Annotated in this window: 24 protein-coding genes and 1 tRNA gene; 8 read left to right on the forward strand and 17 right to left on the reverse strand. The window is 66.9% G+C overall.

Translation table 11 applies throughout. The annotated features are described in order from the left end of the window. From FG95_RS12335 to FG95_RS12355, 5 genes are all read right to left on the reverse strand, one after another. Positions 1 to 420: pseudouridine synthase (locus tag FG95_RS12335; protein ID WP_037556273.1), on the reverse strand; the 420-nt coding region annotated here is incomplete at its 3' end. A 242-nt stretch (positions 421 to 662) separates the two neighbouring features. Beyond that, on the reverse strand, positions 663 to 2,495 hold the full coding sequence (gene typA, locus FG95_RS12340) for a translational GTPase TypA (protein WP_037556274.1): 1,833 nt from the start codon (positions 2,493 to 2,495) through the stop codon (positions 663 to 665). Positions 2,496 to 2,603: 108 nt separating this feature from the next. Continuing rightward, the gene (locus tag FG95_RS12345) at positions 2,604 to 3,428 is read right to left on the reverse strand and encodes a hypothetical protein (protein WP_037556275.1); all 825 of its coding nucleotides are present in this window, start codon (positions 3,426 to 3,428) and stop codon (positions 2,604 to 2,606) included. 68 nt (positions 3,429 to 3,496) lie between these two features. Continuing rightward, positions 3,497 to 4,417, reverse strand: a complete 921-nt coding sequence (locus FG95_RS19920; RefSeq protein ID WP_081933133.1) for a tetratricopeptide repeat protein — start codon at positions 4,415 to 4,417, stop codon at positions 3,497 to 3,499. 64 nt (positions 4,418 to 4,481) lie between these two features. Continuing rightward, positions 4,482 to 5,132, reverse strand: a complete 651-nt coding sequence (locus FG95_RS12355; RefSeq protein WP_037556276.1) for a 5'-methylthioadenosine/S-adenosylhomocysteine nucleosidase family protein — start codon at positions 5,130 to 5,132, stop codon at positions 4,482 to 4,484. 212 nt (positions 5,133 to 5,344) lie between these two features. Here FG95_RS12355 and FG95_RS12360 point away from each other — a divergent pair, with 212 nt between their 5' ends. From FG95_RS12360 to FG95_RS12370, 3 genes are all read left to right on the forward strand, one after another. After that, positions 5,345 to 6,295, forward strand: coding sequence for a bile acid:sodium symporter family protein (locus FG95_RS12360; RefSeq protein WP_052182332.1), 951 nt, complete (start codon positions 5,345 to 5,347; stop codon positions 6,293 to 6,295). 69 nt (positions 6,296 to 6,364) lie between these two features. Further along, the gene (locus tag FG95_RS12365) at positions 6,365 to 7,576 is read left to right on the forward strand and encodes a toxic anion resistance protein (RefSeq protein ID WP_037556277.1); all 1,212 of its coding nucleotides are present in this window, start codon (positions 6,365 to 6,367) and stop codon (positions 7,574 to 7,576) included. An 8-nt stretch (positions 7,577 to 7,584) separates the two neighbouring features. Continuing rightward, positions 7,585 to 8,313: a hypothetical protein gene (locus FG95_RS12370; protein WP_037556278.1), complete on the forward strand. Its 729-nt coding sequence runs from the start codon at positions 7,585 to 7,587 to the stop codon at positions 8,311 to 8,313. 12 nt (positions 8,314 to 8,325) lie between these two features. Here the strand turns inward: FG95_RS12370 and FG95_RS12375 are convergent, their stop codons facing one another. The 8 genes from FG95_RS12375 to FG95_RS12410 form a co-directional block, all read right to left on the reverse strand. After that, positions 8,326 to 8,649, reverse strand: a complete 324-nt coding sequence (locus FG95_RS12375) for a hypothetical protein (RefSeq protein WP_037556279.1) — start codon at positions 8,647 to 8,649, stop codon at positions 8,326 to 8,328. Continuing rightward, complete coding sequence (locus tag FG95_RS12380; RefSeq protein WP_081933134.1) at positions 8,646 to 9,203, reverse strand: RNA polymerase sigma factor; 558 nt, start codon at positions 9,201 to 9,203, stop codon at positions 8,646 to 8,648. Before FG95_RS12380 ends, FG95_RS12375 begins: the two co-directional genes overlap by 4 nt. After that, positions 9,178 to 9,774: a hypothetical protein gene (locus FG95_RS12385; RefSeq protein ID WP_037556281.1), complete on the reverse strand. Its 597-nt coding sequence runs from the start codon at positions 9,772 to 9,774 to the stop codon at positions 9,178 to 9,180. The genes FG95_RS12380 and FG95_RS12385 overlap by 26 nt, the downstream gene beginning before the upstream one ends. A gap of 226 nt (positions 9,775 to 10,000) precedes the next feature. After that, entirely contained in the window at positions 10,001 to 10,795 is a 795-nt protein-coding gene (locus FG95_RS12390; protein WP_037556282.1) for a LytR/AlgR family response regulator transcription factor, read from the reverse strand. Then, on the reverse strand, positions 10,792 to 11,916 hold the full coding sequence (locus FG95_RS19925; protein ID WP_052182334.1) for a sensor histidine kinase: 1,125 nt from the start codon (positions 11,914 to 11,916) through the stop codon (positions 10,792 to 10,794). The genes FG95_RS12390 and FG95_RS19925 overlap by 4 nt, the downstream gene beginning before the upstream one ends. Positions 11,917 to 12,101: 185 nt before the next feature. Further along, the gene (locus FG95_RS12400) at positions 12,102 to 14,963 is read right to left on the reverse strand and encodes a TonB-dependent receptor domain-containing protein (protein WP_052182335.1); all 2,862 of its coding nucleotides are present in this window, start codon (positions 14,961 to 14,963) and stop codon (positions 12,102 to 12,104) included. A 27-nt stretch (positions 14,964 to 14,990) separates the two neighbouring features. Beyond that, the gene (locus FG95_RS12405; RefSeq protein WP_152567641.1) at positions 14,991 to 15,485 is read right to left on the reverse strand and encodes a hypothetical protein; all 495 of its coding nucleotides are present in this window, start codon (positions 15,483 to 15,485) and stop codon (positions 14,991 to 14,993) included. A 243-nt stretch (positions 15,486 to 15,728) separates the two neighbouring features. After that, positions 15,729 to 15,802, reverse strand: a tRNA-Gln gene (locus FG95_RS12410). Positions 15,803 to 15,956: 154 nt separating this feature from the next. Between FG95_RS12410 and FG95_RS12415 the strand changes: the two genes are divergently transcribed. Beyond that, complete coding sequence (locus tag FG95_RS12415; RefSeq protein WP_037556283.1) at positions 15,957 to 17,249, forward strand: FAD-dependent oxidoreductase; 1,293 nt, start codon at positions 15,957 to 15,959, stop codon at positions 17,247 to 17,249. Next, complete coding sequence (locus tag FG95_RS12420; protein ID WP_200880195.1) at positions 17,246 to 17,647, forward strand: DoxX family protein; 402 nt, start codon at positions 17,246 to 17,248, stop codon at positions 17,645 to 17,647. The genes FG95_RS12415 and FG95_RS12420 overlap by 4 nt, the downstream gene beginning before the upstream one ends. A gap of 4 nt (positions 17,648 to 17,651) precedes the next feature. Here FG95_RS12420 and FG95_RS12425 read toward each other — a convergent pair whose 3' ends face one another. Continuing rightward, the gene (locus FG95_RS12425) at positions 17,652 to 18,908 is read right to left on the reverse strand and encodes a dipeptidase (RefSeq protein ID WP_037556284.1); all 1,257 of its coding nucleotides are present in this window, start codon (positions 18,906 to 18,908) and stop codon (positions 17,652 to 17,654) included. 92 nt (positions 18,909 to 19,000) lie between these two features. On the opposite strand from FG95_RS12425, the gene FG95_RS12430 reads away from it, so the two are divergent. After that, positions 19,001 to 20,176, forward strand: coding sequence for an acyl-CoA dehydrogenase family protein (locus tag FG95_RS12430; RefSeq protein WP_037556308.1), 1,176 nt, complete (start codon positions 19,001 to 19,003; stop codon positions 20,174 to 20,176). On the opposite strand, the gene FG95_RS12435 is transcribed toward FG95_RS12430, so the two are convergent. Then, on the reverse strand, positions 20,173 to 20,490 hold the full coding sequence (locus tag FG95_RS12435) for a metalloregulator ArsR/SmtB family transcription factor (protein WP_037556285.1): 318 nt from the start codon (positions 20,488 to 20,490) through the stop codon (positions 20,173 to 20,175). The two genes, FG95_RS12430 and FG95_RS12435, sit on opposite strands and share 4 nt — an antisense overlap. 210 nt (positions 20,491 to 20,700) lie before the next feature. After that, positions 20,701 to 21,057: a hypothetical protein gene (locus tag FG95_RS20780; protein WP_161786553.1), complete on the reverse strand. Its 357-nt coding sequence runs from the start codon at positions 21,055 to 21,057 to the stop codon at positions 20,701 to 20,703. 454 nt (positions 21,058 to 21,511) lie between these two features. Between FG95_RS20780 and FG95_RS12445 the strand changes: the two genes are divergently transcribed. Together FG95_RS12445 and FG95_RS12450 are read left to right on the forward strand one after the other, a co-directional pair. Beyond that, positions 21,512 to 22,714, forward strand: coding sequence for a M20 metallopeptidase family protein (locus tag FG95_RS12445; RefSeq protein ID WP_037556287.1), 1,203 nt, complete (start codon positions 21,512 to 21,514; stop codon positions 22,712 to 22,714). Beyond that, a complete protein-coding gene (locus FG95_RS12450; RefSeq protein WP_037556288.1) occupies positions 22,711 to 22,956 on the forward strand; it encodes a GlsB/YeaQ/YmgE family stress response membrane protein in 246 nt (81 codons plus the stop codon). Before FG95_RS12445 ends, FG95_RS12450 begins: the two co-directional genes overlap by 4 nt. On the opposite strand, the gene nadB is transcribed toward FG95_RS12450, so the two are convergent. Then, complete coding sequence (gene nadB / locus FG95_RS12455) at positions 22,953 to 24,539, reverse strand: L-aspartate oxidase (protein WP_037556309.1); 1,587 nt, start codon at positions 24,537 to 24,539, stop codon at positions 22,953 to 22,955. The two genes, FG95_RS12450 and nadB, sit on opposite strands and share 4 nt — an antisense overlap. Between the last annotated feature and the right edge of the window lie 255 nt (positions 24,540 to 24,794).

Below are 24,794 nucleotides of genomic sequence, written 5' to 3' on the forward strand. Positions count from 1 at the left end.
GCCTTCGGTGATCGTCAGTTCGATCCATGAATCGGGCACGCTCTTGCGGTAGCGGACCGGGGGGTCGCGGTCCCACAGCTTCGGCGGGCCGATGCGGCGGACGGTCGCGGGGCGCGTCGGGCCGTCGTTCAGCGTGACGCCGCGACGCAGCGCCGCCAGCGCGGCGTCGTCGGGCTCGCCCTCGACCTGCGCGAGATAGGTTTTGGGCATCTTGTGCTTCGGCGACGAAATCCGCGCCTGCAGCGCGCCGTCGTCGGTCAGGATCAGCAGGCCCTCGCTGTCCCGGTCGAGCCGCCCGGCGGGATAGACGCCGGGGATGTCGATATAGTCGGACAGCGTTGCGCGCGCCTCGGGCGTCCCGCGATCAGTGAATTGCGACAGCACGCCCCAGGGCTTGTTGAACAGGATCAGCCGGGCCAACACTCAGGCTCCCACGGGGTGAAGACGCGCCAACCGATGCGGAGGACAGGCGTGCATCGGACCGAAGCGGCGGACGACTCCCCGCCGCTGGCGCGGCATCTTGATGCGCTCCCGGCCGCGAAGTTTCAAGCACGTCGCCCCCGCGCAGGCGGGGGCCGTCATCGGCCTTGTTCTTCGCTGCTGCGTAAACCTCGAGCGGCCCCCGCCTTCGCGGGGGCGACGATCGGGATTCGCCGCCGGCGTTACGCCGCTTCCTTCTTGCGCGACGCCTTCTTCCGCTCGTGCGGGTCGAGGATCGCCTTGCGGATGCGGATATTCTTCGGGGTCACCTCGACCATCTCGTCGTCGTCGATATAGGCGATCGCCTGTTCGAGCGTCATGCGCTTCGGCGGGGTCAGGCGGATCGCGTCGTCCTTGCCCGTCGAACGGAAGTTCGTGAGCTGCTTCGACTTCATCGGGTTGACCTCGAGGTCGTCGGGCTTGGCATTCTCGCCGATGATCATGCCCTCGTACAGCGCCTCGCCGGGCGAGACGAAGAGGATGCCGCGCTCTTCGAGCGGGCCGAGCGCGTAAGCGACGGCTTCGCCATTGCCGTTCGAGATCAGGACGCCGTTCTTGCGGCCCTCGATCACGCCCTTGTAGGGGCCATATTTCTCGAACAGGCGGTTCATGATGCCGGTGCCGCGCGTGTCCGACAGGAATTCGCCGTGATAGCCGATCAGGCCGCGCGACGGGCCGCTGAAGGTGATGCGCGTCTTGCCGCCGCCCGACGGGCGCATGTCGGTGAGGTCGGCCTTGCGGATCTGCATCTTCTCGACGACCGTGCCCGAATGTTCGTCGTCGACGTCGATGACGACGGTTTCATAGGGTTCGGTGCGCTTGCCGTCCTCATCCTCGCCATAGAGAACCTTGGGGCGGCTGATGCCGAGTTCGAAGCCTTCGCGGCGCATCGTTTCGATGAGCACGCCGAGCTGGAGCTCGCCGCGGCCCGCGACGTCGAAGCTGTCCTTGTCGGCGCTTTCGGTGATGCGGATCGCGACATTGGTTTCGGCTTCGCGCAGCAGGCGGTCGCGGATCATGCGGCTCGTGACCTTGCTGCCCTCGCGGCCCGCCATGGGCGAGTCGTTGACCGCAAAGCGCATCGACAGCGTCGGCGGGTCGATCGGCTGCGCGGCGATCGGTTCGCTGACGCTGGTGTCGGCGATCGTGTTCGCGACGGTCGCGTTGGTCAGCCCCGCGATCGCGACGATGTCGCCCGCCTTCGCTTCCTCGACCGGCACGCGATCGAGCCCGCGGAATGCCAGCAGCTTCGATGCGCGGCCAGCCTCGATCACCTTGCCGTCCATGTCGAGCGCGTGGATCGGCTGGTTGACCTTGACCGTGCCCGACTGGACGCGGCCGGTCAGGATGCGACCGATGAAATTGTCGCGGTCGAGCAGGGTCGCGAGGAAGGTGAAGGGCGCATCGACGGGCAGGCCCGGCTCGGGCACATGGCGGACGATGGTCTCGAACAGCGGCTCGAGCGTGCCCTCGCGCGCGGCGGGGCTGTCCGAGGCGAAGCCGCCGCGGCCCGAGGCGTAGAGGATCGGGAAGTCGAGCTGTTCGTCATTGGCTTCGAGCGTCAGGAACAGTTCGAACACCTCGTCGAGCACTTCGGCGGCGCGCGCGTCGCTGCGGTCGATCTTGTTGACGACGACGATCGGTTTCAGGCCCAGCGCGAGCGCCTTGCCGGTGACGAACTTGGTCTGCGGCATCGGGCCCTCGGCCGCGTCGACGAGCAGGATGACGCCGTCGACCATCGACAGGATACGCTCGACCTCACCGCCGAAGTCGGCGTGGCCCGGCGTGTCGACGATGTTGATGCGCGTCGCGTCGGCGCCTTCGCCCCACTCGACGCTGGTGCATTTCGCCAGAATCGTGATCCCGCGCTCTTTCTCCAAGTCATTGGAATCCATGGCCCTTTCCTCAACGCGCTGGTTATCGCGGAAGGTACCCGACTGGCGGAAAAGCTGGTCGACGAGCGTGGTCTTGCCATGATCGACGTGGGCAATAATGGCGATATTGCGCAGAGACATGCGGATTTGAGCCTTGATGGAAGGGGGCAGCGCCCGGAGCGCCGCGAAACGCCGCGCCCCTAACAGAAGTGGTGCTGCGGCGCAACATGATTGCCGACGGCGCCCGAACTAGCGAAGCGCGCGGTCGAGACGCTTTCTGTCGTAAAGCGATCGCGCTTCGGCGCCGCGGAGGCGCCGCGCCAGCCCGGCGTCGAAATCGCGCTTCCACCGTTCGAGGGCCAGCCGAAGGTCGCGGGCGTCGGGGATCTCGCCGATCGCCTGCAATTGACGCGACGCCGCGAGCAAAGCGGTGCGGTCGCGGGCGAAACCCGGCCCCGCGTAACGCTCGGCGACGAGCCCCAGCTGATGCCGCATCGAGGCGATTGCCAGTTGCATCCCGTGCCGGTCGCCGTGATCGATCATCAGTAGCGCAACCGCGGCGCCGTCGGCAATCGCCGCCAGCTGATCGTCCAGCCGCCGCGCGACCCGCGGCTCGCCCCGGCAAGGCCGGATCGCGCGGACATAGGCGGCGAGCGCATCGAGCATCGCGGGCGTCGGTTCCTGCCCGCCGAATTCCTCGACGATCAGGTTGCGGATGAAGGTTTCGAGCGCGCGCGTGCCGGGATCGCGCGAGACCTTCCCCGCCTTCGCCAGATCGGGAATCGCGACCGGATCGAAGCGGCCGTTGCCGCGCGCCGCGCTGAAGAAGCTGTTCGTCACATCGGCGGTCCCCGGCCCCGCCGAGACGCCCGCGAGCAGGAAATGCGGATTGTCGCGCCCGTTGATATGGCAGCTCGCGCAGCTGAGCCCCGCCTTCGCCGCCTGCCCGCCGAGCAAGGTCGGCGTCGCGAACAGCGCCCGGCCGCCGCGGATCATATCCCCGTCGCCCGCCATGCAGGTCGCGGGCTGTTCCGACAGCAGGGCAAGCTCGGCCCCCGGTGCGGTCCAGCGCAACTGCTCGAAGGCCGGCGGCGCGGTGCCCGGCGCCGCGGCAGCGCCGAGGAGCAGCGCGGCGAGCGCGATCAGCTTGCGGATGCGCGCCCCGCGGCGATCCAGCGCCGAAGCTCGTCGACCTCGTGGCAGCCGAAGCCGCAGATCGCCTCGAGCTTCGCAAGATGCGCCTTCGCCCCTGCGACGTCGCCGCGTTCGAGCTTCAGCTCGCCATAATATTCGAGCGCGCCGCGATGCGCCGGCGCGATGGCGAGCGCCTCGCGATAATAGCTTTCGGCGGCGGCGTAATTTTTGAGCTTGCGGTTCGCGAAGCCGAGATAGGTGAGCACATCGGGATGCGGCCCCGCCGCCCACAACGCCTGGTCGAGCTTGGCGATCGCCGCTTCGTAGCGATGCTCGTTGATCAGCCCGACCGCGGCGACATAAGTCGCGTCGAGCGTTTCGGCCGACGCCAGCCGCACCTCGGGCTCGACCGCGCTCTGCGCCTGCGGCCCCGATGCGATCGCCGCTTCGAGCTTGGCGATCGCATCGGTCAGCTTCGCCGAATCGGCACACGCCCCCGCGCAGGCTTCCTGCATCGCCTTCAGCGCGCCCAATTGCGCGTCGGCCTTGTCGGCCTTGCCGAGCTTCGCGTGCGCGATGCCGAGGTCGCGCCGCGCGTCGACCATCTTTTCGTCATAGCGCACCGCGGCTTCGAGCGGTTTCACCGCGCGCGAAAACTCGCCCTCAGCCATATAGCTCGCGCCGAGCAGATAATTGGCCTGCGGATTCTTCGGGACCGCCGATACGACCTTTTTGAACGCTTTCGCCGCTTCCGCATATTTGCCCGAGGCAAAGGCATCGGCGCCCTTCTTGTAGTCGACCGTGGGGTCGTAACTGCTCTGGCTGGGCGGCGCGCTGCTCCCGCTCCCGCCGCTTCCCGCGGCGAAGGCGATCGGCGCAGCGAAGACCGCACAGGCGGCGAGCATGGCTAGTGAAGACCGGTATCGCATCGCGAGTCTCTCCCTCGGTCGTTGTGGCACAAGCTTACCACAGCCGGGGGCCGCGCGGAACGGCTCAGATCATCGCGATCAGCCGCTCGACCTCGTCCGCCGCGGAGCACGCCGCGCGGACGAGATTGGCATGAAAATCGCCCGCGCTGTCGTCGTTCGCGTCATCGGTCACCGCTTTGATCGCGGCCCACGGAAGCCCGAGCTTTGCCGCAACCTGCGCGACCGCGCCGACCTCCATATCGACGAGCGTCGCGCCGAGCGCCGCCAAATCGGCCGCGGCTTGGGGGCAGGCGACGAAGCTGTCGCCGCTCGCGATCCGCGCATGCGGCAGGCCGAGTCCCGGATCGGCCATCGCCGAGAAATGCGCTTCCCCCGCTTCGCCGATCGGCCATTCGCCGGCGCGGTACCGGCGAAAAAGGCCGGGCTGATTGGCGCCATAATCATGCTGCAGCGCCTCGGCGATCCAGTAAGCGCCGGGCGCGGCGCCGAGCGAGCCGCAGGTGCCGGTCATCAGCAGCATATCGGCATCGCCCGCGAGCGCCCCGGCACAAAGCGCAGCATTGACCTTGCCGAGACCACAGGTCGCGATAGTAAGATCGTGACCGCCCACGCCGATGCGCCGCTCGGCGAACGGTCCCGCCGCGCGCGCACCGGTGCCGGGAAAGAGCGCGTCGGCCTCTTCGGGCAAAGCGGCGAGGGTAAGGATATGGGCCATGCGGCTGTTTAGCCGAGTTCGCGCCACATCCAATCCTCCCTGTGGCGAAGCCATGGGGAGGTGGCAGCGCGAAGCGCTGACGGAGGGGCTTGGGGCGCGACGTCGCGGCCCCTCCACCACTCGCTTCGCGAGCGGTCCCCTCCCCACCGCTTCGCGGCAGGGAGGATCGTTCGCCTTGCCAACGTTGCGCAAGACCGCCATCGCTCATCCCAATGCTGTCCCGCATCTTCCCCGACCGTTTCGTCCCCGTGCTGCTCGCGACGATTCTGCTCGCCAGCCTGCTTCCGGTGCGCGGCGCCGCGGTGCCGATTGCGGGAGGGCTGTCGACCGCGGCGATCGTCTTTCTCTTCTTCCTCAACGGCGTGCGTCTGCCGCGCGAGGAAGTGATCCACGGCATCCGCAACTGGAAATTGCAGGGAGGCGCGCTCGCCTTCTGCTTCGGCGGCATGGCGCTGCTCGGCCTAGCAGCGCAGGCGGCGACCGCCTCCGTCCTGCCCGCAACGCTCGCGCTCGGTTTCCTTTTCCTCGGCATCCTGCCCTCGACCGTCCAGTCTGCCACCGCGGCGTCGAGCCTGGCCGGCGGCAATGTCGCCGCGAGCGTGGTTGCCGCGGCGCTGCTCAACCTCAGCGGCGTCGCGCTTTCACCCCTTCTTTTCGCGCTGCTCGCGGGAAGCGCGGGCGAAATACATGGGCAAGCGGTGCTCCGCATCGTCTCGATCCTGCTCCTGCCCTTCGTCGCCGGGCAGCTCGTCCAGCGCTGGCTGCGCCCGTGGGTACTTGCGCACCGCGGCCTCGCGACCTTCATGGACCGCGCCGCGATCGCGATCGCCGTCTATGTCGCCTTTTCCGCGGCGGTGGTTGCCGGCATCTGGGGCCTGCTCGACGCGCGCGAGATCGCGATCGTGCTCGCCGCCGTGGCTGCGCTGCTCGCGCTGTCCTTCGGTGGCGCCTGGGCGCTCGGCGGGCTGCTGAAGCTCGCGCACCCGGACCGCATCACGCTGCTCTTTTCAGGGGCTCAGAAAAGCATCGCGGTCGGCGCGCCGCTCGCGGCGACGCTGTTCCCGCCGGCCATCGCCGGCATGGTGCTCGTCCCGATCCTCGTCTATCATATGGCGCAGCTGATCCTGTCCGCGTGGATCGCCCCAGTTCTGAAGGCGGAATAGGTGTAGTGCTTGAATAATACAGGACCGCGTGCCATATAGGCGGACGGTAAGGGGCTGGAAGGAAGACGAATGAGCGAAGTGACCGCGACGGCGACCGCAACCGACGAGCTGAAGCTGACCCCGCCCGACCCCGTACCGTCGGTTTCGCCCGAAAAGGCCGCGGGCCTCGTCCCCCTGTCGACCGAACAGAAATCGAAGCTCGGCGAGCGCGTCGACGGGTTCATCGACGACCTCGTCGCGCAGGACGTCAATTCGCCCGCCTTCGGGCAAAAGGTCGACCAGATCACCAATATGGGCCGCAAGGAGATGCTGGAGGCGGCGAGCCATTCGAACCGCTTCCTCGATCGCCCGATCCGCGCGATGGACCGCGACACCGACATCGGCCAGAACCTCATCGAACTGCGCACCACTGTCGAGCGGCTCGACCCGTCGGCGAACGGCAAGCTGATCTCGAAGCGCGGTTTTCTCGACAAGATTTTCGGCGGCAAGATCAACAATTATTTCGCGCAATATCGGAGCGCGCAGACGCATATCGGCGGCATCCTGACCGCGCTCGCCAACGGCAAGGACGAGCTCTTGATGGATAATGCGGCGATCGACGTCGAACGCCGCAAGATGTGGGAATCGATGGGCAAGCTCGAGCAGATGGTCCACATCGCCCAGACGCTCGACGAGAAACTCGAAGCGAAAGCCAACGAACTCGACGGCGTCGATCCGGCAAAGGCGAAAATCCTTCGCGAGAACGCACTTTTCTACGCGCGCCAGCGGACGCAGGACCTGCTCACCCAGATGGCGGTGACGGTGCAGGGCTATCTCGCGCTCGACCTCGTCAAAAAGAACAATGTCGAGCTGGTGAAGGGCGTCGACCGCGCGAGCACGACCACCGTCGGCGCGCTCAAGACCGCGATCACCGTCGCACAGGCGATGACGAACCAGAAGCTGGTGCTCGAACAGATCACCGCGCTCAACACCACCACGGCGAACATCATCGACGGCACGTCGAAGATGCTGAAGGACAATACCGCACGTATCCACGAGCAGGCGGCGTCGAGTACGATCCCGATGGAAACGCTCCAGCGCGCGTTCCAGAATATCTACGACACGATGGACGCGATCGACACCTTCAAGCTGAAGGCGCTCGACAGCATGAAGACGACGGTGGGCACGCTCGAAAGCGAGGTCGCGAAGTCGAAGGGCTATATCGCGCGCGCCGAGGGGGCGAGCCAGGCGCAGGCCAGCGTCGGCGGCGCCGATAGCCCGCTCGCCGCGCTCGAAGGCTAAGGCGCACGATGACGATGAGCGAAGTCGACAAGATCCGGCTTTCGGCCGAATCGGCGATCGAACGGTCGCGCGAGCGCCGCCGGCCGATCGGGACGAAGAGCGTCGCGCTGCGCCGCCAGCATCTCTACAAAAAGCTCGGCCGGATGCTCATCGCGGGCGGGATTGTGCTGATCGGGGCTGCGGTGTTCGGCGCGCTGATCCAGCCGCTCGGCTTCGTCGGGCTGCTCGCGCTGTTCGTGCTGCTCGTCGGCGTCGCGGTACTGTTCGGCAAATGGCCGCCCTTTCCCGAGCCGCGTCAGCAGGATTTGCCCAAGGCCGATCTCAAACAGCTCGCGGGCCGCACTGAAATCTGGCTCGAAGCGCAGCGGCCGATGCTGCCCGCGCCGGCGCGCCAGCTCGTCGACGGCATCGGCGTCCAGCTCGACCTGCTCGCGCCGCAGCTCCAGACGCTCGACGCATCGAGCCCGGCGGCGGCGAATATCCGCAAGCTGGTCGGCGAGGATCTGCCCGAACTCGTCGCGGGCTACCAGCGCATTCCCGCGGGTCTCCGCAAGGAAGCCCACGCCGGCCGTACCCCCGACGAGACGCTCGTCGGCGGCCTCAAGATGCTCGAAGGCGAAATCGGCAACGCCGCGCGCAGCCTCGCCGCCGGCGAGCTCGACAAGCTCGCGACGCGCGAACGCTATCTCCAGCTCAAATATCAGGGGCTCGAGGGCGAGGACGCGGCCGCCGGCTAGCCGCGCGGTGCCCTAGGCCTGGCGCCAGCGCTGCGTCCCGAACCACAGCAGCAGGATGAGCAATAAGGGCGGCGCGAGGCCCCAATGCGCGGCTCCGGCAAGCGGAGCGAGCGACGGCGCCGACGACAAAAGCCACAGCGCCGCGAGCAGCGCGGCCACGGCGAGCGCCTCGAACGCGAAGCTGCGCCAGAAGCGCCGCCGCGCGTGCGCATAGGCCGCCCGCGCATCGATCGCGCGCTCGACCCCGATCGCAAAGCCGCGGTCGCCCGGCCGCTCGGGCGGCGCCAGCAGCGCGGCGAGCAGCGTGTCCATCGCCTGATCGGCCGGCTGGGTCATCGGTCCGCTCCTTCGCCCATCATCTTCTGCGCCTTGGCGCGGCCGCGCAAGGCCAGCGATTTGAGCGTGCCGAGCGGCACCCCCATGATCGCGGCCGCCTCGCCATGCGACCAGCCATGGCCGAAACAGAGCGTAAGCGCGGCGCGTTCCTGCGGCGACAGCGCGGCGAGCAGGCGGTCGGCATCGATCGCGGCATCGCTCGCGGGCCGCGGATCGGTCGCGCTCGCTGCCTCCTCGCCCGCCGCCAGCCCCTCGCGCCGGCGCGCGGTGCGCCGCTGGTCGAGAAACAGCCGCCAGCCGATTCCCATGAGCCAGGCCGCGTAACTTCCTTGCCCCCGAAACTCGCCCGCGCGCTGCCACGCGCGAACGAAGGCTTCCTGCGCCAGATCGTCGGCATCGCACCCGGCGGCGCGGGACAGGAAGGCGCGCAATCGCCCTTCGTGCCGCAGCACGAGGAGCTGAAAAGCGGCGCGATCGCCCCCCGCGACACGCTGGCTGAGAGCCCAATCCTCATCGGCGCGTACCCCATCACGCAGCGGCGCGCTCCTCCGCAGCCGCCGCGCGCGCGAGGCGGCGGCGGACGAGGAGGGCGATACCGACGAATATGGGAAAGAGCGCGGCGCCCGCCGAAGTGCGGATCAATTGCTCATGTCCCTGAATCAGCCCGAAACCCGCCATCGCGAGGCCGATCGCGAGCAGCACCAGCGCGTTGCGGTCGTCGCCCGGCGTGTCGGGGCTCTGGCCGCCAAGATGCTCATAGGGCTTGTTGAGCTTGTCGATCAGCGGGCTGACCGCATCCGATTTCGCATCGAGCGCGCGGCGGATCGAGCGGTGGAGCATCCACGCGTGGAGCAATCGCGCGAGCAGGAAAAAGCCGACAACGAACAGCGCGACCATCGTCATATTTTCAAGCCAGCCGAAGAAGCGGTCACTCACCGCGACAAGCTCGGTGGTCGGTGCGGGCGGGGGCAGGAACGAGGCGACGTCGCGCGGATCGATATAGGCCGCAACGTCGGCGGGACTGATCGACTGCGCGCCCGGGAGGGGCACGCTGACCGCGGCGGGCGGAACCGCGGCGGGTGCGGCGGGGACGGCGGCTGCCGCAGCGGTTATCAGCTGATCCAACTTCTCTCTCCTTCATGCCGCTCGGCATGGTGAAACCACAGGCGGCGGCCTCCGGCAAGGCGGGGACGATCCGAACCGGGGAGCCAGATCGGCCGCCGCGCGAAGCCGCCGCCCGGACCGGCGCAGCCGCCGATCATCGACTGGACGGCGCGGCGCGCATAGATGGATGCAGATTCGCGATTTTTTTCGTAGCGCCGGATGGGCGAAACCGCCTTTTGACGGAAGGTCAGCCGACCGCGGGAAGCGAGCGGAGCAATTTTTTGGCGTAGACTCGCCCCGCGCCGACGTCGGTGCCGTTTCGCAGGATCACCCGCACGCCCTTTCCGGCCGAGCGCCGCACGCTTGCGATCGCGCTTCGCCGCAGCAGCGCGCGGCGATGCACGCGGACGAACTCCTCTTCGGGAAGGTCGAGGTCGGCCTGCGCCGCCCTGATCGACCCGCGCAGCAGATAGGATGCCGACGCCGTGTGCAGCCGGACATAGTCGTCCTCGGCGGTGATCATGTCGATATCGGCGCGCTGGATGCAGGTCAGCGCACCCGCGGTCCCACGCAGCCACAGCTCGTCGTCGCGCTGCCGTATCCCCTGCTCGTGATATCCCGCGCGCAGATCGTCGATCACCGCGCGCATCTGGGCGATTTGTTCGCGCGCATCGGCCGCCGCGAGCCGGTCGCGCGACCGGTCGATCGCTGCACGCAGCCGCGAAATTTCGATCGGCTTGAGGATATAATCGATGGCATGCGCTTCGAAGGCGCGAACGGCGAAATGGTCGAACGCTGTCGTGAAAATCACCCCCGGGACGCCATCCTCGGGGAGCCGGCTGAGGACGTCGAAACCCGTTCCGTCGCGCATCTTGATGTCGAGCAGTACGGTATCGGGTTTCAGCTCGGCGATCTTCGCGATCGCCTCGCGGCAACCGCTCGCCGACCCGACATGCTCCACGTCGGGCAGCTTCGCTAGGATCAACTCGAGCCGCCGGAGCGCGAGCGGCTCATCGTCGACGGTCAGCACCCGCATCGTCATTCGGCATATCCCAGCGGCAATTTGAGCGTCGCGCGAAAGCGGGATGCGGGCAGCCGCTCGATCGACAATTTCGCGTCCGCGCCAAAGCGATTGGAGAGCCGGTCGCGGACATTGCGAAGGCCGGTATGCGTGCCGCAAACCCCTGCGCGCCCGGAGGCCGACGAACAGCTGTTTTCGACCACGACCTCCAGCCGGCCCTGTTCTTGCCGCGCCGAGATCGCAATCCACGCGTCGCCGGCGCCGACCGTTCCGGCGCCATGCTTGACCGCGTTCTCGACCAGCGGCTGCAACAGGAAAGCCGGCACCGCCGCGCGCCCGAGCGCCGGCGGCAGGTCGATGCGGACTGCCAGATCGGGATAACGCGTCTGCTCGATTTCAAGATAGGTCGCCTGCAGCGCGACCTCCTCCGCCAGCGAAATGTCGACGTCGGGATTGGTGGCAAGGTTGACGCGGAAAAAGCCCGCGAGCCGCTCGACCATCGCATTGGCGTCGTCGGCCCGCCCGTCGAGGATCAGCGCCGATACCGCGTTGAAACTGTTGAACAGGAAATGCGGATTGATCTGGTAATGGAGCGCCTGCAGCTTGGCCGCTTGCGCCATCGTGCGAAGCTGCGCCGAGCGCCGTTCCTCCGCGCGCGCCTCGAAACCATATTGAACGGCCAGATAGAGCCCGACCCACGCCAGAAAAAACCAGGTCCAGGGAACGAGGGTGCGGATCACAGCGCTGCCGTCGATCGCGAGTTGGACCGGCTCTCCCTTCGCATAAACCAGGGCGAAATAGGTGCACCAGGCGAAGAATTCGGCCGCGACGAGCGAAGCGAAAAAGACGATCGGCGCCTTTTGGCGCCAGGCCCGCCGGCTCAGCTTCTGCAATATCATGTGGATGCCGAAGCAAAGCGCGAGGCCGATCGCCATGAGCATCAACCGCACCGCAGTCGCGCGGAGGAGATGCGGGTGGTGGTCGAGCAGATCGGCGATCCATAGCGCCAGCGTGTGCACGCCCCAGAAGGCGCCGGTAAGCCACAGGATCGCTTGCCGCCGCTGGCGTTCGAGGCTGCCCGGCCGGCCGGCCGTAGCCACTTCGTAAACGCCGGTGGATGGAAAGGCCGCGACCTGGTTCATCGCGCGGTTATCGCAGGAAGGCGGGAAGCTGTCGACCGACGTTCGGCCGCAGATATCGTGCGTTCACCCGCGCCGGAAGAGGCGCGGGTGAGAGCGTAGGTGATGCGCGGACGAAGGCACCACCCTTCGTCCGCACACCGGGCCGGCACCGAGGGGGACTGGTCCCCGCGCCGGAAGCGCGACCCTTAAAAGCGCATGCTCGCGGTCAGGCTGTAACGCCGTCCCAGCACGTCGTAGGTGGTCGGATAGGTGTTCCCCGAGTTGAGCGCCGTGGTGCCGACATAGTTGCTGACGAGCGGCGGGTCCTTGTCAAGCAGGTTCTGGACCGCCAGCGTGAGCGTGAAGATGTCGGCGACCTTGGCGCGATAGGTCAGGTCGAAATAGCTATAGCTCGGGATATGCAGATAATCGGGTTCGATCCCGTCGGCGTCCAGAATTCGCTCATAATCGGAACCGTCGAGCCAGCGCCACAGCAGCGAGATGTCCCCGAAATCGTCGATCTGCGCCGTCGCACGCATGTTGAAGCTGTATTTGGGGGTGATTTCGCCGGCGAAGAAACCGCAGTTCGAACTATATTGGCCGACGCACTCGCGGTTGATGCTGGTCGGCGAGGCCTTGAACTTCGACTGCTCGGTCCAGTTGCCCGAAAGGTCGAAGTTGAGCCGCCCGAAACCGGTGGGCAAGCCATAGTTGATCCGCAGATCGACGCCCGATGTCGTTATCGTGCCCTGATTGGTGAGCAGCGCGATCTGCCCCGGCGTATCCCCCCCGCCATTCAGCGACCCGTTGAGCGGGTTGCGGCGGATCAGCGCGCACGCCTCCGCATCGCCCTCGTCGAAACAGGGGCCGAAGACGTCGTTGGGCGTCGGCAGCGTGATCGCGTCGGTGATCTTGATATGATAATAATCCGCGGTGATCGCGAGCCCGGGCACCTGCGGCGGCGTCACGACCAGTCCCAGCGTATAGGAATCGGCGGTCTCGACGTCGAGGTCCGGATTGCCGCCCGCCGTCTGGTTGATCTGGCCCGACGAAGGTGCCGGAATATTCCCGATCGAACCCGCGGGCGCGCCCTGCGCGATGCAGATCGCGGTGAGCGCGGCGTTGCCGACCGGGTTGGAGCCCTGGCACGGATCCTCGGCAAGGTTCGCGAGGCCCGTGGTGATCGGCGTGAAGAGCTCCGAAATATTCGGCGAGCGCACCGAATGCTGATAGATGCCGCGGATCTTGTACCCGCGGAACGGCTCCCAGGTGCCGCCGGCCTTCCACGTCGTGCTCGTGCCCGTGTTCGAATAGTCCGACAGGCGGATGCCCGCTTCGGCGGTCAGGCTGTAGATGCCGGGTACATCCTCGACGATCGGCACGATCAGCTCGCCGAAGACTTCCTTGACGTCATAGGTGCCCGCAAAGGACGGCGACGGCGCCCCGGTGCCCAGCACTTCGTCCTGCGTCCCGAAGGCGACGTCGGACACCTGCTCGGCGCCATATTTGCGATATTCGGCGCCCAGCGCGAAGCCGATCGGCGTTTCCCCGGCCAGGAAATTGCCCAGCTCGCCCGAAATGCTGCCGCTGACGACCGACAGGCGCGTGCTCACCGTCGATCCGGCCGGCTGGTTGAAAAAGGCGATCGCCTCGTCCGTGATGTCGGTGCCATCGCCGAAAAGGTTGATCGGCACGCACCCGTTCGACGGATCGGCACATTCGGTCGTGCTGTTGGCGCGCAGCGCCTGCTGCACGCGCGATTTCAGTCCCCAGTTGATATTGCTGTTCTTGCGGTCCGATTCGCCATGCAGACCATAGACGTCGAAATCGATCGCATCGGTGATCGACCCGCGGACGCCGGCCCAGACCTGAAACTGATTGGTCGTCAGGTTGCGGATGCGCGGCCCGGCCTCGATGAAGCGGCGGTTGATGACCGTCGCGACCTCGCGGTACGCGGGATCGTTCGGACTGGTCGCGGCGCCCGCGGCGGCGCAGTCGGCGGCCGAGATCGCGTTCGACGCACAAACCTCCGAGCGCACGGCATCGGGCAGGAACGGGTTGTTGAGCGGCAGCTGCCATGTGTCGCCGAACATCCCCGACGAGGCGAGGCTGAGCTGCACCTTCGACCGGGTGAACATGCCCTTGGCATAGACTTCGATGCCGTCGGCGACTTCATATTGGGCGGCCCCGAACAGATTATAGCGCTCGAGCGGGGTCTGGAAATAATTGGCGGGCGCGAAATTATAGGCGTCGCGCGACCCGACATAGTCGCGCAGCGCACCATCGGCGGGGTTGTAGATGCGGTTGTTGATGCGCGTCGGGGTCGTCGTTCCCGAACCGACGAGGCTGCCGTCGAGGAAATAGGTGTCGCGCGAAACGGCGCGGCCGCCCTGCAGCACCGGCTCGACCTTCTGATAGCCGACATTCAGCACCGCATTGCCGCGGCCGTCGTCGAAATTGGCGCCAACCGTCACGTCGAAGCGATAGCGCGCGCCGTCGCCGCGCTCGGTGATGCCGACCGTGCTGGCGAGCTCGACGCCGGCGAAGTCGCGCTTGGTGATGAAGTTTGCGACCCCGGCGATCGCGTCGGCGCCATAGACCGACGAAGCGCCGCCGGTCACGATCTCGGCGCGCTCGATCAGCGCGACGGGAATGATGTTGAGGTCGGTCTCGCTGAGCAGCGACGACGGTACGAGCCGCGTCCCGTCGAGCAGCACGAGATTGCGGTTGGTGCCGACGCCGCGCAGGTTGAGCGAAGCGAAGCCCGCGCCGCCGTTGTTGACCGCGCTGTTGGCGCCCGGCGACACGCCGGGCAGATCGCCGATCAGCTCCTCGGCATTGGTCGCCTGGCGCAGCCCGATTTCGGTCGAGCCCACCACCTGGACGGGGCTCGATTGCTCGAGATTGGGGTTCTGGATGCGCGATCCGGTGACGACGATCGGCGCCGAATCCTCGATCGCCGTCTCGCCCCCCGTCGCGTCCTGCGCATAGGCCGGCGTAATGCAGGCGACGCTCCCGAGCAATGTCGTCGAAAGCAGATAGTGACGCGGTCGAAATTTGCCCAACATATTGATACTCCCTGTTATTATCGGTTATTATGAAACGACCCGCACCCAACGATGCGCTGCCAGCGCGATCGGCAGGCCGAAGAGGAACATGTGCGATGCGAGGTCCGCAAAGCTGAGCGACATCCCGCCAGCCGGAACGGCGAAGTTCGAGAGCGGGAGCACGATGCGGTTCATCACGAAATAGACGGCGACGCCGTAGAGCGGACCGGCGAGCCAGGGCGATTGGCGCCCCAACGGCGCGATCCGCGCGGCGATGAGGACGAATGCCGCGGCAAACAGGAACGAGAGCAGGAAATGGCTCACCAATCCCAAGGGCACCGGCGCAAAGCCGCTCCGGGCCGCGGGGCCCAGCAGCCCCGACGCGATGCTCCGCAATATATCGGCCGGGCCGACGCCCCTCAGCGCCCAGGCGGTGAAGGCGAAACCCAGATCGAGAACGCCGCCCACCAGACCGCCGATCAGGATCGCCTTCACAGGCGCCGTCGGGCCGGTTTCCGCGACAACATGCGTAGCCTCGATCATCTTCGTCCCCTCTTCTTTCAAGGGGGGGCGCTAGCGCGGGCCGTTCATCGCTTGGAGCGAATCGCCGCCGATCGGCGTGGCGGTGCAGCCCAACGCATGCCGGCAACGGCGAACGTCACGCCCCGCGGGGTGAACGCAAAGCATGCGCGTGCCAATGCGGGGCCTTGTGGCGCAACAAGCGGCCGGGGCGCCATCAATGTTCGGGAGTTTCCGCACCGCCCTTGCGATCGCGGCGATAGAAAATGGATGCCCCGTGAGGATTCGAACCTCAATAGACGGAATCAGAATCCGTAGTCTTACCATTAGACGACGGGGCAAAGAGGGGCGCGCAATATGATTGCGGGGGCCGCCTGTCAAGGCCGGAGCGGCGGCCCGTACAAGCGCGCTTGCCCTGACGCATTTCGCCGCTAGCATCACCCGATAACAAAAGAGGGGCCGCGCGCCCGCGCGGATGCCCGAAGGAGTGGGTTGATGCGTCATGTCGCGATCGTCGGGTCGGGCCCGGCGGGCTATTACACCGCCGAAACATTGCAGAAAGCCGACGATATCGCGGTCGACGTCATCGACCGGCTGCCCGTGCCCTACGGCCTGATCCGCACCGGCGTCGCGCCCGACCATCAATCGATCAAGGCGGTGTCGCGCCGCTACGAGGGCACCGCGCTGACTGACAATGTCCGCTTCGTCGGCCATGTCTCGGTCGGCAGCGACGTGACGATCGACGAGCTTGTCGGCCTCTACGACGCCGTGGTGCTCGCGACCGGCGCGCCGAACGACCGGCCGCTCGACATAGCCGGCGCCGACCTTCCCGGCGTAATCGGCAGCGCGGCTTTCGTCGGCTGGTACAACGGCCACCCCGACTTCGCCGATCTCGATCCACCGCTCGACGCGCCGGGTGTGGCGGTGATCGGCAACGGCAATGTCGCCCTCGACGTCGCGCGCATCCTCGCCAAGACCCCCCGGGAGTTCGCGGGCAGCGACATCGTCGCGCACGCGCGCGATATGTTGGCGGCGAGCGCGGTGCGCCATATCCAGATCCTCGGCCGCCGCGGCCCGCACCAGATCGCGATGACGCCGAAGGAGCTTGGCGAACTCGGCCATCTCGAGCGCGCGAGCCCGCGCGTCGACCCCGCCGACCTTCCCGACGAGGGCGACGACGCGATGCTCGAGCCCGGGATGCGCAAGTCGGTGACGCACCTTCGGCAGTTCGCGGCCAACCCGGTCGCCAAGCCGGTGACGATCGATTTCGACTTCTTCGCGATGCCAGTGGCGATCGAGGGCGACGGGCGAGTCCAGCGCATCATCGTCGAGAAGACCGTTCTCGACGCCGACCTCCGCAGCCATGGCACCGGCGAAACCTATGCCGTCGACGCCGGTCTCGTGATCAGTTGCATCGGCTATCAGACCCCGCCGATCCCCGGCGTTCCCTACGAACATGGCCGCGGCCGCTTCGCGAGCGACGAAGGGCGGATTCTGCCCGGCCTCTATGCGGTCGGCTGGGCGCGGCGCGGGCCTTCGGGAACGATCGGCACGAACAAGCCCGACGGTGCGCGCATCGGCGAGATGGTGCTGGAGGATATCGGCCGCGGCGCGGGCAAGGCCGGGCGCGCGGGGCTCGACGCGCTGCTTGCGAGCCGCGGCATCACTCCCGTCACCTTCCGCGACTGGCGCCGGATCGAGGAGGCCGAGGTCAAGGCGGCGCTCGACGGCAACCCGCGCGAGAAATTCACCAGCATAGAGGCGATGCTCGGCGCGATCGGGCGGTGAAGGACCCCGTTCGTACCGCGCTGCGCTGGCTGCTCGCGCTCGCTTATGGCTATGCGGGTTGGGCGCATCTGGCGCGGCCCGCGCCCTTCCTCGCGATCGTGCCACTGTGGGTGCCGCAGCCCGAATTGGTCGTCTCCGCGACCGGTATTGCCGAGATCGCGGGCGCGGTCGGATTGATGATCCCGGCGACGCGCAAGGCGGCCGGCTGGGGCCTTGCGCTCTATGCCCTCTGCGTCTGGCCCGCGAACTTCCACCACGCGCTCGCCAATGTCGCGATCGGCGGCGAGACACTAAGCTGGTGGTATCACGGCCCACGCCTCGCCGCACAGCCGCTGATCATCTGGTGGGCGCTGTGGGCGAGCGGCGCGACCGACTGGCCGTTTCGCCGCCGCCCCTAGCCCCCTATTTCGCGACCGGCGTCTCGATTGGCGGCTGGCCTTTCTGGCTCGCCGCATAGGCCTCGACCGCCTTCAGCACGCGCAGCATATTGCCGCTCGAAATCTTCTCGAGTTCGGCCTGCGTATAACCACGCCGCGCGAGTTCGGCGAACAGCCGCGGATAGCCTGTGACATCCTCCAGCCCGACCGGGGTCGCGTCCATGCCGTCATAGTCGCCGCCGATCCCGATATGATCGACACCGATCGTCTTCTTGAGATGATCGATATGGTCCGCCGCGATCCCGATCGGCACCTGCGGCGCCGGGTTCGCGGCGTCCCACGCTTTCAGCGCCGGGGCGACAGCATCGGGATTGCCTACGTACAGCGCGTCGAGCCGCGCCTTTTCCGCCGTGCGCGACAGGCCGTGCGCGCGCAGCTTGGGATCGAGGAACGCTGCGTAGAGCACGACCATCACGACACCGCCGTTCGCCTTGACCGCGGGCAGCACGCTGTCGGGCACGTTGCGCGGATGGTCGTTGACCGCGCGCACCCCCGAGTGGCTGAACATCACCGGCGCCTTCGACGCCTCCAGCGCGTCCTTCATAGTCGCTTCGCTGACGTGACTCAGATCGACGATCATTCCGATCCGGTTCATTTCGCGAACGACCTGTTTGCCGAAATCGGTGAGCCCGTCATGCTGCGGCGCATCGGTCGCACTGTCGGCCCACGGCGTCGTTTTGCCATGGGTCAGCGTCATGTAGCGCACGCCCATGCCATAAAGCTCGCGCAGCACAGCGAGCGACGAGCCGATCGACTGACCGCCTTCGGCGCCGAGCATGCCCGCCACCTTGCCCGCCTTCATCTGCTGTTCGAGTTCGGTCGAGGTCGACGCGAAGCCGAGGTCGTTCGGGTAGCGCGCGATCAGCCGCTTCGCGACGTCGATCTGCTCGATCGTCTGCTGCACCGCCTGCTGCTCGTTCGTGTTGCTGGGCACATAGACCGACCAGAATTGCGCCCCGACATGCCCCTTGCGCAGGCGCTGGATATCGGTGTGCATCACGCTGCCGTCGGGCTTGGGCTTGGTGGTGTCACGAAAATCGAAATCGTTGATCACATTGCCGACACTGCCCCGCAGCTCCCACGGCACGTCATTATGCCCGTCGAACACCGGTGCTTTCTTGAGCGCGGCTTCGGCAGCCGCCTCGGGGGACTTTTGCGCCATGGCGGGGGTGGAGATCAGGGCGAGAGCGGCGAGGCCGGCGAGCAGGGTGGGCTTGTTCATGGCGCGCGACCTTAAGTCGTTGTCGTCGCGGCGCAAGCCTCGCTTGACGCCTCCTACTTGACGTGCCCGTCAACCCGGCCCAGCATCGCACCATGACAGCCTTCGACGACTGGCGCGCGCGCTCGCCCTATTATGACGAAACCCACGAAGCGCTGGCGCAGAGCGTCCGCCGTTTCGTCGCGCGCGAGATCGCGCCGCATATCGACCGCTGGGAGGCCGAAGGCGAATTGCCGCGCGAACTCCACAAAAAAGCGTCCGACGCGGGCATCCTTGGCCTGCGCTATCCCGAGCAATATGGCGGCCATTCGGAAGGCTTCGACAATTTCCACGGCCTCGTCCTCACCGAAGAACTCGCCGCGGTCGGCGCGGGGGGTTTAAGCGCGTCGCTGATGACGCACGGTATCGGGCTGCCCCCGATCCTCGCGCTCGGCTCGGACGAGCTGAAACAGCGCGTCGCGCCGCCCGTGCTCGCGGGCGAAAAGATCATCGCGCTCGGCATCACCGAGGCGGGTGGCGGCAGCGACGTCGCGAACCTCAAGACCACCGCGGTGCAGGACGGCGACAGCTATATCGTCAACGGCGGCAAGATGTTCATCACCAGCGGCATGCGCGCCGACTGGCTGACCTGCGCGGTGCGCACCGGCGGGCCGGGCGCGGCAGGCATCTCGTTGCTGCTGATCGACATGGACGCGCCCGGCGTCGAGCGCACGCGGCTCGACAAGATGGGCTGGCGCTGCAGCGACACCGCCGCGATCCATTTCAGCGACGTTCGCGTCCCCGCCGCGAATCTGATCGGCCAGGAGAATGCCGGCTTCATCGGCATCATGCGCAACTTCAACAGCGAGCGGCTCGGCATGGCGATGGGCTGCTGCGCATACGCCCGCGTCGCGATGGCCGAGGCGGCCGAATGGGCGCAGAACCGCGAGACCTTCGGCAAGCCTCTCGTCGGCCATCAGTCGATCCGCATCAAGCTCGCCGACATGGAACGCCAGATCGAGGCGACGCAGGCGTGGGTCGACCTTTGCGCCTGGCAGGTCAAAAACGGCAAGGACCGCCCCGCCGACTTCGCAATGCTCAAGGTGCAGGCGACGCGCATGCTCGAGGCCGTCGCGCGCGAGGCCGCACAGATACTCGGCGGTGCGAGCTATATCACTGGCAGCAAGGTCGAACGCATCTACCGCGAGGTGCGCGTCAATGCGATTGGCGGCGGCAGCGAGGAAATCATGCTCGACCTCGCGGGACGGCAATTGTTTGGAGGAACGCGCTAACCCTCATCGCGCCGCTTCTCGGCCAGCGCGCGCGATTCGGCCTTGAGCGGGCGCGACACCGGGCAGACTTCCTGCACATAGCCGTTGAGCACGTTGGTCAGCGCGTCGGGGATCAGGCGATAGAAGACGAATTGCCCGCGCTTCTCGCTCGCAATCAGCCCGGCATTTTCGAGCACCGACAGATGCTGCGAGACGGCGGGCTTGCTCATCTCGAATCGCGCCGCAATGTCGCCCGCGCTGAGCTCCGCATGCGCAAGATAGGCGAGAATCCGCCGTCGCGGCGTCGACGCCAATGCCTGAAAGACCCGTTCCATAGGTCCCTAAATGGGCGCCCTTGCGCCTCTTGACAAGGAATTAGATATTTAAGTAATTTCTTATTTCATTGCAGGAGTCGAGTGATGCGCAGCGATGATCCCCATGCCGTCAATTTCCTGATCGACGAAGACGGCCCCGATCCCGTTACGGGGCAAGTCCGTGCCGACATGCCGAGCATTGTCTGGAATGGCGGGATGGCCGTGATCGCCCTAGCCGCCGGTCCATCCTTCCTGACGCCGGGCGCTATCACCCTCTTTTTCGTCACGACCGGCGCGGCGCTGCTGCTTGGGCATAGCGTCGGCTATCACCGGATGATGATCCACGGCGCCTTCAAGGCGCCGCGCTGGCTCACCCGCACGCTCGTCTGGTTCGGCGCTTTCGTCGGCATGGCCGGGCCATATGGCATCATTCGCGCGCACGATACGCGCGATTGGGCGCAGCGGCAGGTCGACTGCCATCCCTTCCTGCGCCACGGCACGGGGATGCTCCGCGACGCATGGTGGCAGATTTATTGCCGCCTCGACCTCGACCGTCCGCCACGCTTCGATTTCGCCGAACTCGACCACGACCCCTTCCATCGCTGGCTTGAGGCGACATGGCGCTGGCAGCAACTGCCCGTCGCGCTCCTATTCTTCGCGATCGGCGGTTGGGGCTGGGCCGTCTGGGGCGTCGCCGCGCGCATTGCGGTCGCGAACCACGGGCACTGGCTCGTCGGCCACCTCGCGCACAATCGCGGGCCGCAGCACTGGACCATCGATGCGCACGGCGTGCAGGCGTTCGACGTGCCATGGGCCGCGATCCCGACGATGGGCGAGGCGTGGCACAATAACCACCACGCCCATCCGGGCTCGGCGCGCATCGGCCTGCACCCCGGCCAGAGCGATTGGGGCTATACCTTCATCCGGCTCTGCGAGCGGTTCGGGCTGATGTGGGACGTTCGGACGCCCGACACGATGGGTCTCCGTCCAGGCCTGTCCGAGGTCCCTCGACATGACGATGGCTTCGCGGCACATTCGCTGGATGGAACTGTCTCACAGCTGGCCCGCCGAGGCCGAAACCCTCTTGGGCGATCTCGTCGACCTCCGCCGCGCGATCCATCGCGAACCCGAACTCGGGCTGCAGAACCCGAAGACGCTCGCCAAGATCAAGGACGCGCTCGCGGGGCTGCCACTCGAATTCCGCGAAGGGCCTTCGACGACCGGGTTGATCGCGATCCTTCGCGGCCCGGCGAACGGACGCACCGTGCTGCTGCGCGGCGACATGGATGCGCTGCCTTTGCTCGAGGAGACCGGGCTCGATTTCTCGTCGGAGATCAGCGGCGCGATGCACGCGTGCGGGCACGACACGCATGTCGCGATGCTCGTCGGCGCGGCGAAGCTGCTCTGCGCGGCGCGCGACCGGTTGCCGGGCACGGTGATATTCATGTTCCAGCCGGGCGAGGAGGGCCATCATGGTGCGCGCTTCATGCTCGAGGACGGGATCATCGATCCGCTGCCCGACGCAGCCTTCGCACTCCACATCATGCCCAACGCGCCGCACGGCATCTTCGCGGGGCGCGCGGGGCCGCTGCTGGCCTCGTCGGACGTGCTTTCGATTACGGTCAAGGGCGCGGGCGGGCACGCGTCGATGCCGCAGGACGCGATCGACCCGATCCCCGTCGCCTGTTCGATCGTCACCGCGATCCAGACGATGGTCACGCGCCGCATCTCGGTCTTCGACCCCGCGGTCGTCACTATCGCGAAGATCGCGGCGGGGACGACGAACAATATCATTCCCGAGACGGCCGAAATGCTCGGCACGATCCGCACCCTGTCGCCGGAAAGGCGCGCGATGGTCGCGCGCGAGTTGAAGCGCCTCGCCCCCGCGATCGCCGAAGCGCACGGCTGCACCGCCGAGGTACATATCGAGGAGGGCTTCCCCGTGACCATCTGCGACGCGCGCGCGGTCGGCTTCGGCCAAGCGGTCGTCGAGGACACCTTCGGCGAGCAGGCGTGGCTGACGATGGAAAATCCGGTGATGGGCGCCGAGGATTTCTCCTATGTGCTCGAAAAAGTCCCCGGCGCGATGTTCTGGCTCGGCGCGAGCGAAGCGGGCAGCGACTGGCGCCAATGCTGCGGGCTGCATTCGAACCATATGGTACTTGACGAAAGCGTGATGGCGCGTGGCGCGGCATTGCACGCGGCGCTCGCCGAGCGGTTCCTCAATGAAGGGTTCAACGTATGATCAATATCATCGGCGCGATCATCTCGGGCCTCATCATCGGCGCGCTCGCGCGCTTCTTCTATCCCGGCGCGGTCGAGATGGGGTGGATCGCGACGATCCTGCTCGGCATCGGCGGTTCGTTGCTCGCGGGGCTGGCGACCTCGCGCGGTCGCGGCGATTTCAGCCGCGCGGGCTGCTTTGCCTCGGTGATCGGCGCGATCGTGTTGATTCTGGCGGGCCGTCTGCTCGGGATCGGGGGCTAGGGCACCAGCACCGTATCGACCGCCTGCGCCAGCATGTCGGGATAATCGAGCGTATAGTGCAGCCCGCGGCTTTCCTTGCGGTGGAGCGCGCTCTTCACGATCAGCTCGGCGCATTGAAGCAGATTGCGGAGCTCGATCAGGTCGGTCGTGACGCGGAAGTGGCCGTAATAGTCGCCGACCTCGCCCGCCAGCATCTTGATCCGGTGCTGCGCGCGTTCGAGCCTTTTGGTCGTGCGGACGATGCCGACGTAGTTCCACATGAAGCGGCGGATCTCGGTCCAGTTCTGCTTGATCACCACCTCTTCGTCCGAATCGGTGACGCGGCTTTCGTCCCACGGCCGGATCGCGGGCGGCGGTTCGAGCTGGTCCCAGCGCGCGATGATGTCCTTCGCCGCCGCCTCGCCGAAGACGAAGCATTCGAGGAGGCTGTTCGACGCGAGGCGATTGGCGCCGTGCAGACCGCTCTCGGTGCATTCACCCGCCGCATAGAGCCCGGGAAGGTCGGTGCGCCCGTCGAGGTCGATCAGGATGCCGCCGCACGTATAATGCTGCGCGGGCACGACGGGGATCGGCTGCTTCGTCATGTCGATGCCGAGCGTCAGCAGCTTTTCATAGATGTTCGGGAAATGCCCCGCGACGAAATCCGGGTCCTGATGACTGATATCGAGATGGACATAGTCGAGCCCCGAGCGCTTGATCTGGTCGTCGTTGGCGCGCGCGACGACATCGCGCGGCGCGAGTTCGGCACGCGCGTCATAATCGGGCATATAACGATGCCCCGTGACGGGGTGCTTCAATATGCCGCCTTCGCCGCGCACCGCCTCGGTGATCAGGAAATTCTTGACGTCGAGATTGTAGAGGCAGGTCGGGTGGAACTGCATCATCTCCATGTTCGAGACGCGGCAGCCCGCGCGCCAGGCCATCGCGATGCCGTCGCCGGTCGCGCCGCGCGGCGCCGTGGAGAACTGGTACACGCGCCCCGCCCCGCCGCTCGCGAGGATCGTCGCGCGGCCGACATGCGCGTGGACCTTGCCGCTCTTTTCGTCGAGCGCATAGACGCCCCACACGCGCCCCGAGCCCGAATAGCGCTCCTCGTGGCGGCCGGTGATCAGGTCGATGCACGCCTGCCCCGGTAGGAGCGTGATGTTCGGATGCGCTTCGGCGGTCTTCAATAAAGCCGCCTGCACCGCCCAGCCGGTCGCGTCGTCGACATGGACGATACGGCGGTGCGAATGCCCACCCTCGCGCGTCAGGTGCAGCGCCTCGGCTTGCTTGTTGAAGGGGACGCCCATTTCGACGAGCCGTTCGATCGCGTGCGGCGCATTCTCGATCACGAACTCGACCGTGTCGCGGCGGTTCAGGCCCGCTCCGGCGACCATCGTGTCCTCGATGTGATTCTCGAACGTATCGCCCGCGTCGAGCACCGCCGCGATGCCGCCCTGCGCCCAGGCGGTCGATCCGCCGGTCAGATCACCCTTCGCCAGCACGAGCACGCGGCAATGATCGGCGAGCGCGATCGCGGCGGTCAGCCCCGCGGCGCCCGAGCCGATGATGATGACGTCATGCTGTATTTCGGTGGACAAGGCAGGCTCCTCTCGGCCGTCGGTGCGCGCACCTATACGCGAAAGCGGCGGCGGTTCAATTCGATGCGCGCCCTTGCCGCAACCGCCCTCGCCGCCTAGCAAAGCCACGAAGGAGAAGCCCCCCTGTCCCTGTTTCGCATCCTCGCCGTCGCCCTGATCGCGGTTCTCGGTTTCGGCACGCCCGCACTGGCCGCGCCCGGCTGCACCCTCGGCGCACCGGGAACGACGCAGCGCGTCGCGGTCGGGGACACCAGG

The organism is Sphingopyxis sp. LC363, from assembly GCF_000756385.1.
GTDB lineage: Bacteria > Pseudomonadota > Alphaproteobacteria > Sphingomonadales > Sphingomonadaceae > Sphingopyxis.

Excerpts from the sequence above, each read along its gene's own strand:
- typA (WP_037556274.1), bottom strand. The coding sequence starts at position 2,495 with ATGTCTCTGCGCAATATCGCCATTATTGCCCACGTCGATCATGGCAAG.
- FG95_RS19920 (WP_081933133.1), bottom strand. The coding sequence starts at position 4,417 with ATGCGATACCGGTCTTCACTAGCCATGCTCGCCGCCTGTGCGGTCTTC.
- FG95_RS12355 (WP_037556276.1), bottom strand. The coding sequence starts at position 5,132 with ATGGCCCATATCCTTACCCTCGCCGCTTTGCCCGAAGAGGCCGACGCG.
- FG95_RS12360 (WP_052182332.1), top strand. The coding sequence starts at position 5,345 with ATGCTGTCCCGCATCTTCCCCGACCGTTTCGTCCCCGTGCTGCTCGCG.
- FG95_RS12365 (WP_037556277.1), top strand. The coding sequence starts at position 6,365 with ATGAGCGAAGTGACCGCGACGGCGACCGCAACCGACGAGCTGAAGCTG.
- FG95_RS12370 (WP_037556278.1), top strand. The coding sequence starts at position 7,585 with ATGACGATGAGCGAAGTCGACAAGATCCGGCTTTCGGCCGAATCGGCG.
- FG95_RS12375 (WP_037556279.1), bottom strand. The coding sequence starts at position 8,649 with ATGACCCAGCCGGCCGATCAGGCGATGGACACGCTGCTCGCCGCGCTG.
- FG95_RS12390 (WP_037556282.1), bottom strand. The coding sequence starts at position 10,795 with ATGACGATGCGGGTGCTGACCGTCGACGATGAGCCGCTCGCGCTCCGG.
- FG95_RS19925 (WP_052182334.1), bottom strand. The coding sequence starts at position 11,916 with ATGAACCAGGTCGCGGCCTTTCCATCCACCGGCGTTTACGAAGTGGCT.
- FG95_RS12400 (WP_052182335.1), bottom strand. The coding sequence starts at position 14,963 with ATGTTGGGCAAATTTCGACCGCGTCACTATCTGCTTTCGACGACATTG.
- FG95_RS12405 (WP_152567641.1), bottom strand. The coding sequence starts at position 15,485 with ATGATCGAGGCTACGCATGTTGTCGCGGAAACCGGCCCGACGGCGCCT.
- FG95_RS12415 (WP_037556283.1), top strand. The coding sequence starts at position 15,957 with ATGCGTCATGTCGCGATCGTCGGGTCGGGCCCGGCGGGCTATTACACC.
- FG95_RS12425 (WP_037556284.1), bottom strand. The coding sequence starts at position 18,908 with ATGAACAAGCCCACCCTGCTCGCCGGCCTCGCCGCTCTCGCCCTGATC.
- FG95_RS12430 (WP_037556308.1), top strand. The coding sequence starts at position 19,001 with ATGACAGCCTTCGACGACTGGCGCGCGCGCTCGCCCTATTATGACGAA.
- FG95_RS12435 (WP_037556285.1), bottom strand. The coding sequence starts at position 20,490 with ATGGAACGGGTCTTTCAGGCATTGGCGTCGACGCCGCGACGGCGGATT.
- FG95_RS12445 (WP_037556287.1), top strand. The coding sequence starts at position 21,512 with ATGGAACTGTCTCACAGCTGGCCCGCCGAGGCCGAAACCCTCTTGGGC.
- FG95_RS12450 (WP_037556288.1), top strand. The coding sequence starts at position 22,711 with ATGATCAATATCATCGGCGCGATCATCTCGGGCCTCATCATCGGCGCG.